Source organism: Micromonospora sp. NPDC005194 (genome assembly GCF_040608335.1).
Lineage (GTDB): Bacteria > Actinomycetota > Actinomycetes > Mycobacteriales > Micromonosporaceae > Micromonospora.
This window is the reverse complement of record NZ_JBEXIA010000031.1, coordinates 24,809-40,164: the sequence shown is the minus strand read 5'-3', so window position 1 is coordinate 40,164 and position 15,356 is coordinate 24,809. Positions and strand designations below refer to the sequence as shown.

Annotated in this window: 14 protein-coding genes; 4 read left to right on the top strand and 10 right to left on the bottom strand. The window is 74.8% G+C overall.

Annotated elements, in window-relative coordinates:
* Positions 1–41: 41 nt before the first annotated feature.
* On the top strand, positions 42–1,634 hold the full coding sequence (locus ABZU53_RS23660) for an AMP-binding protein (protein WP_354855230.1): 1,593 nt from the start codon (positions 42–44) through the stop codon (positions 1,632–1,634).
* Positions 1,635–1,676: 42 nt separating this feature from the next.
* On the opposite strand, the gene ABZU53_RS23655 is transcribed toward ABZU53_RS23660, so the two are convergent.
* From ABZU53_RS23655 to ABZU53_RS23645, 3 genes are read right to left on the bottom strand one after another with little or no spacing between them, the layout of a single operon-like run.
* Entirely contained in the window at positions 1,677–2,813 is a 1,137-nt protein-coding gene (locus tag ABZU53_RS23655) for a class I SAM-dependent methyltransferase (protein WP_354855229.1), read from the bottom strand.
* Positions 2,810–3,115, bottom strand: coding sequence for a phosphopantetheine-binding protein (locus ABZU53_RS23650; RefSeq protein ID WP_007460186.1), 306 nt, complete (start codon positions 3,113–3,115; stop codon positions 2,810–2,812). The genes ABZU53_RS23655 and ABZU53_RS23650 overlap by 4 nt, the downstream gene beginning before the upstream one ends.
* A 24-nt stretch (positions 3,116–3,139) precedes the next feature.
* Positions 3,140–4,867: an AMP-binding protein gene (locus tag ABZU53_RS23645; RefSeq protein ID WP_355067521.1), complete on the bottom strand. Its 1,728-nt coding sequence runs from the start codon at positions 4,865–4,867 to the stop codon at positions 3,140–3,142.
* A gap of 92 nt (positions 4,868–4,959) precedes the next feature.
* On the opposite strand from ABZU53_RS23645, the gene ABZU53_RS23640 reads away from it, so the two are divergent.
* Positions 4,960–6,111 (top strand): acyl-CoA dehydrogenase family protein, encoded by a 1,152-nt coding sequence (locus tag ABZU53_RS23640; protein ID WP_355067520.1) that lies wholly within the window; start codon positions 4,960–4,962, stop codon positions 6,109–6,111.
* 55 nt (positions 6,112–6,166) lie between these two features.
* Here the strand turns inward: ABZU53_RS23640 and ABZU53_RS23635 are convergent, their stop codons facing one another.
* A complete protein-coding gene (locus ABZU53_RS23635) occupies positions 6,167–7,564 on the bottom strand; it encodes an LLM class flavin-dependent oxidoreductase (RefSeq protein ID WP_355067519.1) in 1,398 nt (465 codons plus the stop codon).
* A 59-nt stretch (positions 7,565–7,623) separates the two neighbouring features.
* Between ABZU53_RS23635 and ABZU53_RS23630 the strand changes: the two genes are divergently transcribed.
* Both ABZU53_RS23630 and ABZU53_RS23625 read left to right on the top strand, forming a co-directional pair.
* Positions 7,624–8,706: a methyltransferase gene (locus ABZU53_RS23630; protein ID WP_355067517.1), complete on the top strand. Its 1,083-nt coding sequence runs from the start codon at positions 7,624–7,626 to the stop codon at positions 8,704–8,706.
* A gap of 11 nt (positions 8,707–8,717) precedes the next feature.
* The gene (locus ABZU53_RS23625; RefSeq protein WP_355067516.1) at positions 8,718–9,200 is read left to right on the top strand and encodes a VOC family protein; all 483 of its coding nucleotides are present in this window, start codon (positions 8,718–8,720) and stop codon (positions 9,198–9,200) included.
* 47 nt (positions 9,201–9,247) lie between these two features.
* On the opposite strand, the gene ABZU53_RS23620 is transcribed toward ABZU53_RS23625, so the two are convergent.
* From ABZU53_RS23620 to ABZU53_RS23595, 6 genes are read right to left on the bottom strand one after another with little or no spacing between them, the layout of a single operon-like run.
* Positions 9,248–10,939 (bottom strand): carbamoyltransferase C-terminal domain-containing protein, encoded by a 1,692-nt coding sequence (locus tag ABZU53_RS23620; protein ID WP_355067514.1) that lies wholly within the window; start codon positions 10,937–10,939, stop codon positions 9,248–9,250.
* 28 nt (positions 10,940–10,967) lie between these two features.
* A complete protein-coding gene (locus ABZU53_RS23615; protein ID WP_355067513.1) occupies positions 10,968–11,471 on the bottom strand; it encodes a (2Fe-2S)-binding protein in 504 nt (167 codons plus the stop codon).
* On the bottom strand, positions 11,468–12,283 hold the full coding sequence (locus ABZU53_RS23610) for a xanthine dehydrogenase family protein subunit M (RefSeq protein WP_355067511.1): 816 nt from the start codon (positions 12,281–12,283) through the stop codon (positions 11,468–11,470). The genes ABZU53_RS23615 and ABZU53_RS23610 overlap by 4 nt, the downstream gene beginning before the upstream one ends.
* Before the next feature lie 11 nt (positions 12,284–12,294).
* Positions 12,295–13,071, bottom strand: coding sequence for an alpha/beta fold hydrolase (locus ABZU53_RS23605; protein ID WP_354855220.1), 777 nt, complete (start codon positions 13,069–13,071; stop codon positions 12,295–12,297).
* Positions 13,068–14,249, bottom strand: a complete 1,182-nt coding sequence (locus ABZU53_RS23600) for a Gfo/Idh/MocA family oxidoreductase (protein WP_355067509.1) — start codon at positions 14,247–14,249, stop codon at positions 13,068–13,070. Before ABZU53_RS23600 ends, ABZU53_RS23605 begins: the two co-directional genes overlap by 4 nt.
* Positions 14,246–15,355 (bottom strand): NAD(P)H-binding protein, encoded by a 1,110-nt coding sequence (locus tag ABZU53_RS23595; RefSeq protein WP_355067508.1) that lies wholly within the window; start codon positions 15,353–15,355, stop codon positions 14,246–14,248. Before ABZU53_RS23595 ends, ABZU53_RS23600 begins: the two co-directional genes overlap by 4 nt.
* Position 15,356: the final 1 nt, after the last annotated feature.

Sequence of the window (15,356 nt, the reverse complement as noted above, 5' to 3'; positions counted from 1 at the left end):
GTGAGCGGGTCGCTGTCACCGTCGTTCACGGGAGGCACGGGATGCTGGACGGATGTGTGAGCTGGCCGCGGGAGCTGGCCGAGCGCTACCGCGCGCAGGGCTACTGGCGCGGCGAATCCCTCGCTGACCTGGGCCGGGAGTGGGCACGGACCGACCCGGAGCGCGCCGCGCTGGTCACCGACGGGCAGCGGGTGAGCTACGGCGACCTCGACCGCCGGGCCGACCGGATGGCCGCCGGGCTGCGCGCCCACGGCATCGGCCGGCACGACCGGGTGGTGGTCCAACTGCCCAACAGCGTCGAGTTCGTAGTGCTGTGCCTGGCCCTGTTCCGCCTGGGCGCGCTGCCCGTCCTGGCCCTGCCGGCGCACCGGCGCGCGGAGATCGGCCACCTGTGCGCGCACACCGAGGCGGTCGCGTACGCGACCGTCGACCAGGTCCAGGGCTACGACCTGCGCAAACTCGCCGCCGACGTACGGGCCGAGACGCCGTCGCTGCGGGAGGTGTTCGTCGTCGGCGACCCCGGCGAGTTCACCGCCCTGTCCGACGTGGACGCAGACCCGGTGCCGCTGCCCGCCCCGGACCCGTCGGACGTCGCGTTCTTCCTGCTCTCCGGCGGCTCGACCGGCCTGCCGAAGCTGATCCCCCGCACCCACGACGACTACGCGTACCAGCTGCGGGCGACCGCGGCCGCGATGGGGTTCGGGCCGGACGGGGTCTATCTCGCCGCGCTGCCGGTCGCCCACAACGCGGCGCTCGGCTGCCCCGGCGTCCTCGGCGCGCTGCGGGTCGGCGCCACCGCCGTGCTGGCCGGCAGTCCCAGCCCCGACGAGGCGTTCCGGCTGATCGCCCGCGAGCGAGTCACCCTGACCACGCTGATGCCGCCCTTCCTGCCGCTGTGGGCCGACCTCGCGCCGATGCTCGGCGCCGACCTGAACGGCCTGGTGGTCGAGGTCGGTGGCGCCAACCTCAGCCCGGCGGTGGCCGAGCGGGTGACCCGGGAGCTGGGGATCCGACTGGCGCACTTCTTCGGCATGGCCGAGGGCCCGATCTGCTGCACCCGCCCGGACGACCCGCCGGAGCTGGCCGCGCACACCCAGGGCCGTCCGCTGTCCGACGCCGACGAGTTCCAGGTGGTCGACGACGCCGGCCGGCAGGTCGTGCCCGGCGAGGTGGGTGAGTTGATCGTGCTCGGTCCGACCACCCTGCGCGGCTACTACCGGGTGCCGGAGTACAACGCGCGCACCTTCACCCCGGACGGCTTCCTGCGCACCGGGGACCTGGTCCGCTGGACCCCGACCGGCGAGCTGGTCGTGGTCGGCCGGATCAAGGAGGTGGTCAACCGGGGTGGCGAGAAGGTCCCGGCCGGCGAGGTCGAGGAGCACCTGCTCGCCCACCCGGGGGTCCGCGAGGTCGCCGTGCTCGCCGTCCCCGACCGGGTGCTGGGCGAGAAGACCTGCGCGGTGGTGGTGCCCCGCGCCGACGCCCCCACCCTGGGGCAGTTGCGGGACTTCCTCACCGGGCGGGGGCTGGCCGCGTACAAGCTGCCGGACCGGTTGGAGCTGCGCACGGCGCTGCCGCACACTCCGGTGGGCAAGGTGGACAAGCGGACGCTCGGCGCCGAGCTGGCGGGCTGAGCCGGCGCGGGGGACGGCGTCGCCGCCCTCCCCCGCCCCCTCTCAGCCGGTCAGGTGGTACAGCCGGTGGAACCGGTCGTCCACCGGCACGATCTGCACGTCGGTGAAGCCCGCCTCGGTGGCGAACCGGCGGACCTGCGCGGGCCGCAGGACCGTGCCGCTGGCCGTCGAGTCGGGCCCGGCCAGACCGGCCGGCAGGCAGTGCAGCACGCTTGTGGCGTACTGGAAACGCTCGATCTCGTCGCCGGGTGCGACGAACCGGTGTGCCACCTTGGCGTCGAGCACAAGCACCGCGCCGGCGTCGGCGCGCAGCCGCCGGCACGCCCGCAGCACCGACACCGGCTGGCTCATCTCGTGCAGCGCGTCGAAGACGCAGACCAGGTCGTACCGGCCGGCCAGCTCCGGGTCCACGGCGTCGCGCCGGTGGAACCGCACGCGGTCGGCCACACCGGCGGCCGCGGCGTTCGCCTGCGCCGCGGCCACCGTCGGCGCGTCCAGGTCGTAGCCGTCGACCTCGGCGAGGGGGTACGCCCCGGCCAGCGCGATCGCCGCCCAACCCGCGCCGCAGCCGATGTCGGCGATCCGGCTCGGCGCGGCGGCGAGCCGCTGGTGAAGGTGCGGCAGCGCCGAGGAGAGCCAACCGGGCAGGGAGTACGTGAACAGCGCCCGGTTGGCGCCCGAGTGCCCGTGCCGCCAGTCGTCGCCGTACATCTCGTCGGGCACCCCGGCGCCGGTGCGGTACGCGTCGAGCAGCGCCGGCAACGCGCCGGCCACCCCGCCCAGCGGCAGCATGGTCAGCGACACCAGCGACAGCGGGCTGTCCGAGGCGAGCAGCACCTCGGCGTGCCCCGGCGGCAGCCGGTAGACCCGCCGCTCGGGGGCGGCCGTCACGTCGTCCACCTCGATGAACCCGGCGACGGCCTGCTGTTCCAGCCACTCCCGCGCGTACCGGCTGTCGATCCCGGTACGCGCGCACAGCTCGGCCACGTCGGCCGGGCCCCGGTCGAGCGCCTCGTACAGCCCCAGCCGGGCGCCGAGGTAGCCGGCCAGCAGCTCCTGGGTGTGCAGCATGGCCAGGAACAGCCGCAGCGACAACGCCCGGGCCCGCTGGTCCGACTCGCCGGGCGTCGGGCCGCGCAGTGTCGCCGCGCCCGGTGCGTTCCCCGGGCGGCCGGTCAACTGGCCAGCTCGCCGCGCGAGCGCAGGATGTCCTTCACGTGCTCCACCACCGCGTCGATCGTGACGATCTTGCGGGCCGTCGTCTCGTCGATCGGCGGCAGCTCGAACTCGTCCTCCAGGGTGAAGGCCAACTCCAGCAGCGCGAGGGAGTGGAAACCGAGGTCCTCGACCAGCCGCGAGTCACCCGCCCCCTCGGTCTGCTCCGGGTTGGGCGCCAGTTCGGTGACGATCGCCGTCACCGAGTCCCGCACCTCCGCCTCGGTCCGCACCTCGGCTGTCGTCGACCTGGTCGCGTCGGTCATTCCCGCCTCCTGTCCGAACGTCCCTCAGGACGCCGTCGTCGTCTGCTCGGTCTGGTCCCGCTGACCGGCCGCTCCCGTGGTGACCACGGTGCCGGGCAGCCGGTCATCGACGAACGCCTGCCACAGCTGGCGCCGTTTGGGTTTGCCGCTGGAGGTGCGGGCGATGGTGCCGCGTGGGGCGTCCACGATGACGACCTGCGCGCCCTCCGCCCGGCGGCGCAGCTCGCGCTCCGCCTGGGCTAGCCACTCCGGCTGGGCCTGCTCGAACACGGCCACGACTGTCGCGGTGCCGCCCCGGTGGCCCAGCAGCGCGGCCATCCGCTGCGCCGGCACCCCGGGGCGGCAGATGGCCCATTCGAGGTCCTCGGCGAAGACCGCCCGGCCGCGGACCTTCATGCTGTCGCCGAGCCGGCCCAGCACGTGCAACTGCCCGTCGTGCAGGAACCCGGCGTCGGCGGTGCGCAGCACCCCTGCGCCCAGCGCGGTCTGCGACGCCGAGTCGTCGGCGTTGACGTACCCCTGGGCGACGGACGGGCCGTGCACCTCGATCTCGCCGACCACCCCGTCCGGCAGCGGTGTGCCGGCCTCGTCCACGATCCGCACCCGTACCCCGGTCAGCGGCCGGCCGCAGCCCACCACCGGGTACGCCTCGACGCCGCCGTCGACGCCCTCGGCCGGGTCCGGGACGGCCCGCGCGCCCAGCCGCAGCCGGTCGGGGCGCAGCTCGACGGCGTGGTACAGCTCGTCGAGCGGCAGCCCGGTGACGGCCAGGGTCGCCTCCGCCAGCCCGTACGCGGGCAGCAGCGCGCGGGGGTCGAAGCCGTGCGGGCCGAGCAGCGCGCAGAAGCGGCGCAGTGCCTCGGCGTCGACGCGTTCGGCGCCGACGATGACCGCGCGCCAGGCGGAGAAGTCCAGCCCGGTCAGCGCCTCGGGGCGCACGCGGCGGGCGATGTACTCCAACCCGAAGTTCGGCATCGAGGTCAGCCGCGCGCCGCGTGCCCCGAAGCAGCGCAGGTAGCGCCCGGGGTTGCGGACGAACTCCTCCGGCGGCATCAGCCACAGGTCGCTGGTGTTGACCACCGGGGTGACGAGGCAGCCGATGAGGCCCATGTCGTGGTGCACCGGGAGCCAGGACGCGGTCGGGTCGTCGGGGGTCATCGCCAGCCACCGCCGGATCGCCGCGACGTTGGCGGCCAGCGCGGCGTGCGGCACCTGCACGCCCCGGGCGCGGCCGCTGGAGCCGGACGTGAACTGCAGCAGCGCGAGCGGGCCGGGCGCCGCGACCGCTCCCCGGGAGCCGCCGGCGGCGTCGGCCAGCTCGTCGGCGCTCAGCACCCGCCGGACCCCGGCGGTGGCGGCCAGCGGCGCGATGGCCGCGGTGAGGGTGGACGCGCAGACCACCACCCGTGGCGCGGCGGCGCGCAGGAGGCCCAGGACGTGTTCGCCGTAGACCGCGCGGTCCTGGAAGTTCAGCGGCGGGGCGATCGGTGAGGGCGCCGCCCCGGCGGCCATCGCGGCGAACAGCGTGGCGACGAAGTCGGGGCCGGCGGGCTCGACGATGGACACCACGTCGCCCGGGACCACCCCGACCGCCCGCAGGCCGGCCAGGATCACCCGGGTCCGCTCGGCCAGCTCGGCGTACGACAGGAAGGTCCAGTCGTCGCCCGCGGCGGCGAAGTGCACGCCCCGGTCCTGCCGGGGATGCTCCAGCCAGCTCAGCAGCGGCGATTCCGCAACGGCGCGTTCGGTCATCGGCCCGTCACCTCCTCCCCCAGTACGTCTATCCGAGATTGATAGCAGATACAAGGCTAAACAAGATACGAGGAAGGCGATAGAGTCCAACCGTGACCAGTACGCTTCCCCGCGTCGACGGACTGCTCCCCGCGCTCGCCGAGCGGGCGGCCGAGATTGACCGGGCGGGCCGGGTCCCCGAGGACGTTCTCGCCGAGCTGAGCGCCGCGGGCTGCCTGCGGATGCTGGTGCCGGCCGCGTACGGTGGCGCGGACCTGCCGCTGGGCGAGGCGCTGCGCGTCATCGAGCAGCTCTCCACGGCGGACGCCTCCACCGGCTGGCTGATCGGGCAGGTCGGCCTGGCCCACCTGCTGTTCGCCTGCTTTCCCGAGGCCGCCCGCGACGAGATCTACGCGCACGGCCCGGACGTGCTGGGCGCCGGCGCGGTCGCGCCGAAGGGCCGGGCCGCCCCGGACGGCGCGGGCGGCTGGCGGGTCAACGGCCAGTGGCCGTTCGTGACCGGCAGCCCGCAGGCGAGCTGGATCTACCTGAACTGCATCGTGCTCGACGGCCGGACCCCCCGCACCCTGCCCAACGGGGCTCCGCTGACCCGGATGGTGCTCTTCCCCGCCAGTGAGCTGGAGCAGGTCGACACCTGGCAGGTGCTGGGCCTGCGTGGCACGGCCAGCCAGGACGTGCGGGCGGCCAGCCGAATCTGCCCCGAGCACCGCGGCTTCAGCCTGGTCGGCGACGGCGACGACGTGCGCCGCACGGTCTTTCGCATCGCCCAGGCCGGGCTGCTCATCGCCGCCGTCGACCTCGGCATCGCGCAGGGGGCCGTGCACGACGCGGCGGCCCACGCCGCCGCCGGCCGCCGGCGGACGTTCAGCACCCGCTCACTGGCGGACTCCCCGGTGTTCCACGACCGGCTCGGCGAGGCCCACGTGGCCCTGCGCGCGGCCCGGGCGCTGCTGCACCGCGAGGCGGCCACCGCCTGGGAGACCGCGCGGCGCGGCGAGGTGCTCAGCGCGCTGGACCGCGCCTGCCTGCGGGCCACCGCGACGCAGGTCACGGCCACCGCGCTACAGGCGGTGCAGACGGCGTACGCGCTGGCCGGCGCGTCGACGGTGTTCGACTCGTCGCCGCTGCAACGGCGGCTGCGCGACATCAACACCGCGACGCAGCACTTCGTCAACAGCCGCGACAGCTACGCCACGGTCGGCGCGCTGCTGGCCGGCGCGGACGTCGACACCACGATGTTCTGACCGCACGGCGCCGGCATTTCAGCCAGCCGTGCGAGCCGGCCGTGGGCTCAGCGGGTCAGCCGCGCGCGGCGGCGGGTTCGGCCGGCGCCTGCGTATCCCGGGCCGGCACCCGGGCCGGCCCGGACGCGCCGGCGCCGAAGTAGCGCTCCCGCAGCGTCCGCTCCGCCGGGTCGTACGCGGTGCGGAACAGGCCACGGCGCTGCAACTCCGGCACGAGCAGGTCGCAGATGTCGTCGATGCCCTGGGTCGTCGGGCAGGGGATCAGGTTGAAACCGTCCACGTCGGCCACCGCGCACCACTCCTCCATCCGGTCGGCGACCTGCTCGACCGTGCCGAAGAGGGTCACCGGCGCTCCGGTGCGGGGCCGGCGGGCGGTCGCCACCAGATAGCGCACGTCGCCGACCGTCCAGGTGCGCTCGGGCCCGAGCCGGCGCAGGAAACCCACGAAGCTCTGGCTGCCCTGCCCGGCGATCTCCGCCACCGGCGTCTCGTCCGGGTACGCCGCGAGGTCCACGTCCATCCAGCCGCACCACTTGGCGAGCTGGCCCTCGCCGCTCCACAGCGCCACGTACTCCTCGGCACGTCGGCGGGCCTCCGCCCGGGTCGGGGCGACCATCACCATGCTGCCCTGCAACGCCTTCACCGAGCGCGGGTCGCGCCCGTGTGCGGCCACCTCGGCGCGCAGCCGGGCCACCTGCGACGCGCCGCTGGCCGGGTCCGCCATGGTCAGGAAGACCACCTCGGCGTGCCGGGCCGCGAAGGTCATCCCCCGTCCGGACGCCCCGGCCTGGTAGAGCACGGGGGTGCGCTGTGGCGACGGCTCGCACTGGTGCGGGCCCCGCACGGAGAACCAGCGCCCCTCGTGGCCGATCTCGCACACCCGGTCCGGGTCGGTGAAGACGTTCGCGGCGACGTCGCGCCGGACCGCGTCGTCGTCCCAGCTCTCCTCCCACAGCCGCCGGGCCACCTCGACGTACTCGTCGGCCCGGTCGTAGCGCTCGTCGTGGTCCAGGTACGAGCCGAGCCCGTTCGCCGACGCGGACCGCAGATACGAGGTGACGATGTTCCAGGCGACCCGTCCGCCGGTGAGGTGGTCCAGCGAGCTGAACACCCGGGCGCACTCGTACGGGGCGTGGTAGGTCGTCGAGTAGGTGACGGCGAGGCCCAGCCGGGAGGTGGTGGCCGCGATCGCCGGCAGCACGAGCAGCGGGTCGATCGACGGGATCTGCACGGCGTGCCGCACGGCGGCCCGCCAGGAGCCCTGGTAGACGTCGTAGGTGCCGTGCACGTCGGCGAAGAAGAGCGCGTCCAGGCAGGCGGCCTCCAGCCGGCGACCCAGCTCGACCCAGTAGCCGAGATCGCGGTAGCCGGTGGCGCTGCGGTCAGCGGGGTGCCGCCAGAACCCCTTGAACTGCGGCGACGGCGAGCACTGGGTGAACAGGTTCAGATGCACGTATCAAGTGTCTCGTATGCTATCTGGTATCGCAACGCTCGACCGGATACCGTACGGACATGTCCGTGACGCCTCGCATCGACCTCGCGTCGGTCACCCGCCTCACCGAACTGGCCGACTACATCGTTCCGTTCACCATCCGGGTCATGTGTGACCTCGCGGTCGCCGACCAGCTCATCGAGGGTCCGTTGCCGGTGGACGTGCTGGCCGGGCGCGTCGGCGCCGACCCCGGCGCGTTGACCCGTGGCCTGCGCGCGCTGGCCGGGCGGGGCATCTTCACCGAGGTCACGCCCGAGGTCTTCGGGCTCACTCCGCTGGCCGAACCGCTGCGCAGCGACCACCCCTTCTCGGTCCGCGAGTGCTTCCCCCTCATGCCGCCGGACATCTACTCGTGGGCGCGGCTGACGCACAGCCTGCGTACCGGCGAGACCGCGTTCGGGCACGTGCACGGCGGCACGCGCTACTACGACCACTTCGCCGACCACCGGCACGAGTGCGTCCGGTTCGAGCGGTCGGCCGAGAGCGTCAACCCGTTCGTGCTGCGCACCGTCGCGCCGGCGCTGGATCTGAGCACGGCCCGGACGCTTGTGGACGTGGGCAGCGGGCACGGCACCTTCGTCGCCGGCCTGCTCGCCCGCCACCGCGAGCTGCGCGCGATCCTGCTCGACCTGCCGCACGTGGTGACCGAGGCGCCGGACGTGCTGGCCCGCACGGGTGTCGCGGACCGGTGCGAGGTCCGCGGCGGCAGCTTCTTCGACCCGCTGCCCGAGGGCGCCGACGTGTACCTGCTCAAGACGATCATCCACGACTGGCCGGACGAGCAGGCCGCCGCGATCCTGCGCAACGTCCGCGCCGCCGCCCGGCCCGACAGTCGACTGGTCATCGTCGAGTCGGTGAGCCGCTACGGCAACCACGACGACACCGGCAAGGTGATGGACGTCAAGGCGCTCGCGCTGTTCGGCGGGCGGACCCGGACCGAGCCGGAGTTCCGGGCGCTGCTCGACGACGCCGGGTTCCGGCTGTCGCGGATCACGCCGACCTCGTCGATGTCGGTCCTGGAGGCCGTGCCGGCGGTGCCCGCGCCCGACGGCGGCCAGCCCCTGGGCAGACCGGCCGTCGCGGCGGCCGGCCGGACGGCCTGAGGAGACCGGCGATGCCACGCCTGGACGGTCGCAACCACATCAACCTCACCGTCGTCGACCTGGAACGCAGCACCGCGTTCTACTGCTCGGTCTTCGAGATGGTGGTGGTCAACGACGTCGCGCCACCCGAGTCCGGCTTCCGCTTCCGTACCCTGCTGCACACGGCGTCGTTCGCCTCGGTGGTGCTGGGCTGCCTCGTGGACCCGCCCGACGGCGGCGTCGACGGCGACCGCTTCGACGAGCGGCGCCCGGGGCTGCACCACCTGGCCTACCACGTGCCCGAGCGCGCCGACCTGGACGAGTGGGTGACCCACCTGGACGCCGTCGGCGTCACGCACTCCGGCATCACCACCTCCAAGCACGAGGCGGGCTCACAGATCTGGCTGCGCGACCCGGACAACATCTGGCTGGAGTTCTACTGGGTGAACCGGGACTTCTTCGTCGACCGGCTCCGCCAGGTGTGGCGGCGCGACCGCCGAACGACCCGCGTCTGAGGCGCTCGACGCGAGGGAGCCGCCCGACCGGGCGGCCCCCTCGCAGGTCAGGCCGGCAGGTCGGCCTTGCTGCGGGCCACCACCGCGTCCCCGAGCACCAACAGGTCGATCTCCTTGGCCCGTACGAAGGTGTCGACCGCGTCGGCGGCCGAGTTCACGATCGGGTCACCGGCCAGGTTGAACGACGTGTTGACCACCGCCGGCACGCCGGTGAGCTGCCGGAACTGCTCGATCAGCGCCCAGTAGCCGGGGTTGGTGTCGCGGTGCACGGTCTGCGGGCGGGCGGAGCCGTCCACGTGGGTCACCGCCGGAACCCGCAGCCGGGCGTCCGGGCGCAGCGACGCGGCGGCCAGCATGAACCTCGACGGTTCGCCGACCGGCCCCTCGATCAGCTCCGACACGTGCTCGGCGAGGATGCTGGGCGCCACCGGACGCCACATCTCCCGGCCCTTGAGCACGTTGAGCCGTTCCAGGTTGCGCCGGGATCGCGGATCGGCCAGCAGGCTGCGCGCGCCGAGCGCCCGCTGCCCGATCTCACCCCGGCCGCGCGCCCAGCCCACGATCCGACCCCGGGCGAGTTCACCCGCGACGCAGCGGGCCAACTCGTCGTCGCCGAGGCGGCGGTGCACCATGCCGGCGCGCGCGGCCGCCGCCTCGCCGGCCTCCGTGGTGATCGGCTGACCCCAGTACGCGTGGTCGAGGCGGGTGGGCGTGAACTCCCCGCACTCCCGCGCCGCGACCAGCGCCGCCCCCAGGGACACCCCCGCGTCGGTGGGCACCGGCGGGACGTAGACGCGGTCGAAGAGTCCACTGCGGACCAGCACCCCGATCATCGTGCAGTTCATCGCCACCCCGCCGGCGAGCGCCAGCACCGGGGTGTCCACCCGCCGACGCAGATCGGCGGCCAGGGACAGCACCGTCTCCTCCAGCCCCTGCTGGATCGTCGCGGCGAAGTCCGCGTACGCGATGGGTTCCTCGCCGGTGCGCGGCGCGTACGGGAACAGCTTGCCGAACTCGGGTTTGAGCGACTCGGCGACCGCCGGGTAGTAGGCCATCAGCGGGCCGAGCGTCGCGGCGCGTCGGGTGGGGACCTCGGCGGTGGGCGTGCCGCGGACCAGCTCGTACCCGCCGGGAACTCCTCGCACCGGCGCTCCGGGACCGGGTCTGCCGTAGGCGGCGAGGCCCATCAGCTTGCCGGTGCCCCAGTAGCCCAGCCCGGCCCACTCGGCGGCGGCGTTGTAGTAGAAGCCCAGCGACTGCTCCACGGGCCACTCCCGCAGGATCTCGATCTCGCCGTCGGCGTACCTGCCGAACGAGGTCGACTGCGTCTCGCCGGCGCCGTCGAGGACCAGGACCGCGGCCTCGTCGCAGTCGCAGCTGTACGCCGCGCTGGCGGCGTGCGCGACGTGGTGCGGCACCCAGCGGACCGCCGGCATGCTCAGGTCCTCGTCGTCGGGGAAGAGCATCGCCCGCAGCCCCTCGGTGGTGAACCGTCGGTTGCGGCCCAGCGGGATGTCCCGGAAGTCCCAGCCGATGGCGACGGTGTCCACCTCCTGCGGGGCGATGCCCGCCATCGCCAGGCACGCGGCAACCGCCTCGGCGGGCGGCTGGCCCACCGCGTGCTTGCGGCGGCTGACCCGCTCCTGCTCGACCAGGGCGCAGAGCGCGCCGTCGCGGACCAGCGCGGCGCTGGAGTCGTGGAAGCCGATGTTCACCCCGAGTACGTAACGCGCCGACATGGTCGGCCTCCCTTCCGATCTCTGGCGGTCATCCGGCCTGTCGGGCCTCGTCGAGGGCGAGCACGGCGCGGACGATGTTGTGGTAGCCGGTGCAGCGGCACAGGTTGCCCTTGAGGGCGTGCCGCACGTCGTGCTCGGTGAGCGGCCCCGGGTTCTCCTGGAGCAGGCTCACCACCGCGAGGACCATTCCCGGGGTGCAGAAGCCGCACTGCAGGGCGTGGTGCTCCCGGAACGCCTCCTGCACCGGGTGCAGCCGGTCGCCGTCGGCAAGCCCCTCGGCGGTGCGGATGTCGGCGCCGTCGGCCTGCGCGGCCAGCAGAGTGCACGACTTGACCGACCGACCGTCGAACAGCACGGTGCAGGCACCGCAGGAGGAGGTGTCGCAGCCCACCGTCGCGGCCGTCAGCCCCAACTCCTCGCGCAGCAGGTGGACCAGCAGGGTGCGCGCCGGCACCCGGCGGCTCTCCGGGCGGCCGTTGACGGTGGCGGTGACGGCGACGGTCGTCGTACCGGGCCGGGCGTCGATGCTCATCGTGGTTCCTCCACAGTGGCGCCGGAATCGGTCAGGGCACGGGCCACCAGCACCCGGCTGAGGTGCCGCCGGTACGCGACCGAGGCCCGCCCGTCGTCGGGCGGGTCGCACCCCTCGTCGGCCCGCGCCGCCGCGACCGTGACACCGGCGCCTTGCGCGAGGGCCGACTCGACCCCGTACGCCCGCCGGATGGTCGGGCCCATCCCGGCCAGCGCCACCCGGGAGTCGGCGACGGCGACGGCCACCAGGGACCACTCCAACGCCGGCCGGGCGAACGTCCGGTAGCGCCACCGCGCCGGGCCGGGCAGCGGCACCCGGACCTCGGTGACGAGTTCGTCGGGCCGGCAGACCGTCACACCCGGCGCGACGGCCAGCTCGGCGACGGGCACCTGTCGTACGCCGGTAGCGCTGCGCAGCACCACCACGGCGTCCAGCGCGACCAGGGCCAGCGGCACGTCCGCGGCCGGGTCGGCCTGCGCGAGCGCCCCACCCACGGTGCCCAGGTGTCGCACCTGCGGATCACCGACCGCCGCGGCTGCGGCCGCCAGCAGCGGGGCGTGCCGGTCGACGAGCGGGTCGTCGAGCAGCCGGTGGTAGCGGGTCAGCGCGCCGACGGCCAGGTGGTCGTCGCGGTGCGCCACGTACGACAGTTCGGTGACCCGGCCGAGGTCCAGCAGGGTGTCAACGCGGTCACGGCGCAGCTTGAGCGCCGGCAGCAGCGACTGCCCGCCGGCCAGCGGCCGCAGCTGGTCGCCGTACGCCTGGCGCAGCTCCAGCGCCTCGGTGAGGTCCCGGGCCCGGTGGTAGTGCACGCTCGCCGGGATCACGGGCCGGCCGCCGACCAGGTGGGCACCGGGCTGCGGTGCGTGGTCCGCAGGATGGTGTCGATGAGCTGGTTGCGGCGTGCCAGCAGGTAGAAGTGCCCGCCGGGGAAGGTGTGCAGGGTGAACCCGCCCCGGGTGCGCGTCGCCCAGTCGCCGGCCTCGTCGGCGGTGACCTCGGGGTCGTCCGCGCCGACGCAAGCCAGCACCGGCGCTCGCAGCGGCACGGGTGGTTGCGGGCGGTACGTCTCGGCGATCCGGTAGTCGGCGCGCAGCACCGGTAGTGCGATGGCGCGTACGCCCTCGTGGTCGAGAGCCTCGCGGCCGGTGCCGCCGAGGCGGCCGGTCTCCGCCCACAGCGTGTCGTCGTCGGCCAGGTGCACGCTGGTGGCGCGCAGCCGGCCCGGCCCGGGGCGACCGGAGACGACCAGCGCCCGCAGCACGCTGCCGGGCCCGTCCAACCGGCGTGCCGTCTCGTACGCCACCGACGCGCCGAGGCTGTGCCCGAACAGGACGACCGGCGCGTCGGCCGGCAGCGCCCGCACCGCCTGCGCGACACCCTCGGCCAGGCTCGGCAGGTCGGCCGCGAACGGCTCCGCCGACCGGTCCATCCGGCCCGGGTACTGCACGCCGTGCACCTCGACGTCGTCGGGCACCTGCGCCGACCACGACCGGTAGAACGCGGCGTTGCCGCCGGCGTGCGGGAAGCAGACCAGGCGCAGCCCGGGCCAGCGCAGCGGCCGGAAGCAGCGCAGCCACGTCCGCGCGACGGGGGTCACGGACGCGCTCCGATCTGCTGCGGTTCCGCGCCGACCGGCGGGTCGACCGCCCCGGCCGCGGCGTCGGCCAGCTCGGCCACGTCGGACGCCACGAACATCCGCGGCGGTACGGAGTGCACCAGCTCGGGTGGCCCCAGCCGGGCGGTGACGTCCTGCCACAGCTGGCACAGGCTCAGGTGGTACTGGCCGTGGCGGGCCAGCTTCCTTCCGCCCAGCGCCGCGGCGTGCAGGTTGCCCAACGCGTACCCGACACCGGCCGGCCAGACCTCCTCGAAAACCCTGCGATAGCTGGGCGCGACCGCGTCGGCCAGCGGCTGCGCGCTCGGCACGTCCAGGTGGTCCGGTTCGTCGCCGTCGCCGTCGGCGAAGTGCGGTCGGCCCACACCCCGGTCCTGCACCTGCTGCGGGAAGTCCGGCCGAGGGCTCCACACCGTGGGCCCGTGCGTGCCGACCAGGGTCAGGTTGCCGGCCTCGGTGCCGATGGTCACCCGGTGCAGCAGGTGCGCGTAGTTGTCCGGGTCCGCCGGGTCCATCTGGTTCTGCACCCGCAGGGTCAGCGGCACACCGGCGAGCACCCCGTCGAGGCTGCGGAACGGCACGTCCACCCGGGACAGCCGGCGTACCTGCTCGGGCAGGTCGACCGCCGGGCCGAGGCCCCACGGTCGGACGCCGCCGAGGGCCTGACCGAGGATGTCCAGCAGCGCGTACGCGACCTGGAAGCCGCAGGCCGCGTCGACGTAACGGGCCGGCTGCCGGGCCAGCAGCGCCCGGGCGGCGGCGAGGAACCGGCGCACCGGCGCGGTGTGCACGTAGAACGAGTTCAGGTGGTAGACGACCCCGGCCCGGCCGGCGGTGCGCAGGCACTCGACCAGCTCGTCGTGGTGCAGCGGATGCTCCTGCAGCACGTGCAGGCCGCGCCGCATCAGCGCCCGGGCCACCTCGCCGCCCGGCCCGCCCAGCAGGCCACCGCGGATGACCACGCAGGCCAGCGTCACGTCCTCGGGCACCTGGGCGACGTCGGTCCACAGCGGCACCCCGTAGTGCCGGGCACAGGCCACCGACCGCGCGCTGCCCCCGGCGAGGATCCCGGCCAGCTCGAACGGGAAGTCCGGCTGCCGGAACGCCTGCAGGTACACCTGGCCGAACTTGGTGCCGGCGACCAGCACTCTCGGTTTCACGCCACCCCCTCCTCGATCAGGTCGTACGACCCCAGCGGGCCGTCCTCGACGCGCAGTGACGTGACCGCCGGACTCGTACGCAGCACGTCCACCGCCCAGGCCGGGTCCACCGCCTCGGCCAGGTGGTGCACGCCCGGTGGCACGTCGCCGGCGGCGACCGCGAGGGCGCCGATGGCGACCGCCGCGCCGGTGAGCGCGTTCGCGCCGGTTCCCCGGCAGGCCAGCACGCGGGCGCCCGCCGGGCCGGTCAGCTCGACGACCAGCAGCTGGTAGCGCGGCCGACCGAAGGTGTCCAGGTCGGCCGCCCGGCACAGCTCGGCGGCCGCGTCGGCGAGCTGCGCCGCCGTCGCGCCGTCGCGCGCTCGGCGGGCGCCCGCGGCGAGCGCCGCCGGCAGCCGGCTTCCGGCGAACGCCGACCACCAGTCCACGTCGGTCAGGCCGAGCCGGCGGGCGACCCGCTCGGTCTCGGTGCTGAGGTACGGCTGCACCAGCACCGGCTCGTCGAAGAAGGGCACCGGCACATCCGTCCGGGCGGCGAGGGCGTGGCTGCGACGCGCGCCGTCGCGCCACGCGGCGGACGGCTCGCCGTACTCGGCGGTGCCGGCGGCGAGGAAGTCCAGGGCGGCGCCGGGCGTGAACCCGTCGCGGCCTCCGACGTACCCGGTCATCCGCCGCGCCCCCGGCGTCTGCGCGGCGAGGTGGGCGGGGAGCAGCCCGGACAGGCCGGGCATCAGACCGGCGGAGAGCACCGCGACCCGGTCGGCGGCCCCGGGCAGGGCGGACACCGCCGCGTGCAGCGGGTCGTCGCCGGCCGCGTCGACGTAGCCGGCGCCGCAGCGGGCCGCCGCACGGGCCACCGCGTCACCGATCGAGGCCGCCGGCCCGGCGCAGTTGACGACTGTGTGGCAGCCGGCGCAGAACGCGTCCAGGCTCGCCGGGTCGGTGACGTCCACCGCCCGCAGCTGGACCCGCGGGTTGTCGCCGTCGAGTCGGCCCGGGTCGCGGGCGCCGGCGCGTACGACGTCCACGCCCCAGGCCAGCAGGTGAGCCAGGGCGTGCCGGCCCACCCCGCCGGTGGCGCCCACCAGGGCGACCGTCGCGGCCACG

Coding starts and splice junctions, on each gene's coding strand:
- ABZU53_RS23650 (WP_007460186.1), bottom strand. CDS start 3,115: ATGACCGACGCGACCAGGTCGACGACAGCCGAGGTGCGGACCGAGGCG.
- ABZU53_RS23645 (WP_355067521.1), bottom strand. CDS start 4,867: ATGACCGAACGCGCCGTTGCGGAATCGCCGCTGCTGAGCTGGCTGGAG.
- ABZU53_RS23620 (WP_355067514.1), bottom strand. CDS start 10,939: ATGTCGGCGCGTTACGTACTCGGGGTGAACATCGGCTTCCACGACTCC.
- ABZU53_RS23630 (WP_355067517.1), top strand. CDS start 7,624: ATGTCCGTGACGCCTCGCATCGACCTCGCGTCGGTCACCCGCCTCACC.
- ABZU53_RS23625 (WP_355067516.1), top strand. CDS start 8,718: ATGCCACGCCTGGACGGTCGCAACCACATCAACCTCACCGTCGTCGAC.
- ABZU53_RS23615 (WP_355067513.1), bottom strand. CDS start 11,471: ATGAGCATCGACGCCCGGCCCGGTACGACGACCGTCGCCGTCACCGCC.
- ABZU53_RS23660 (WP_354855230.1), top strand. CDS start 42: ATGCTGGACGGATGTGTGAGCTGGCCGCGGGAGCTGGCCGAGCGCTAC.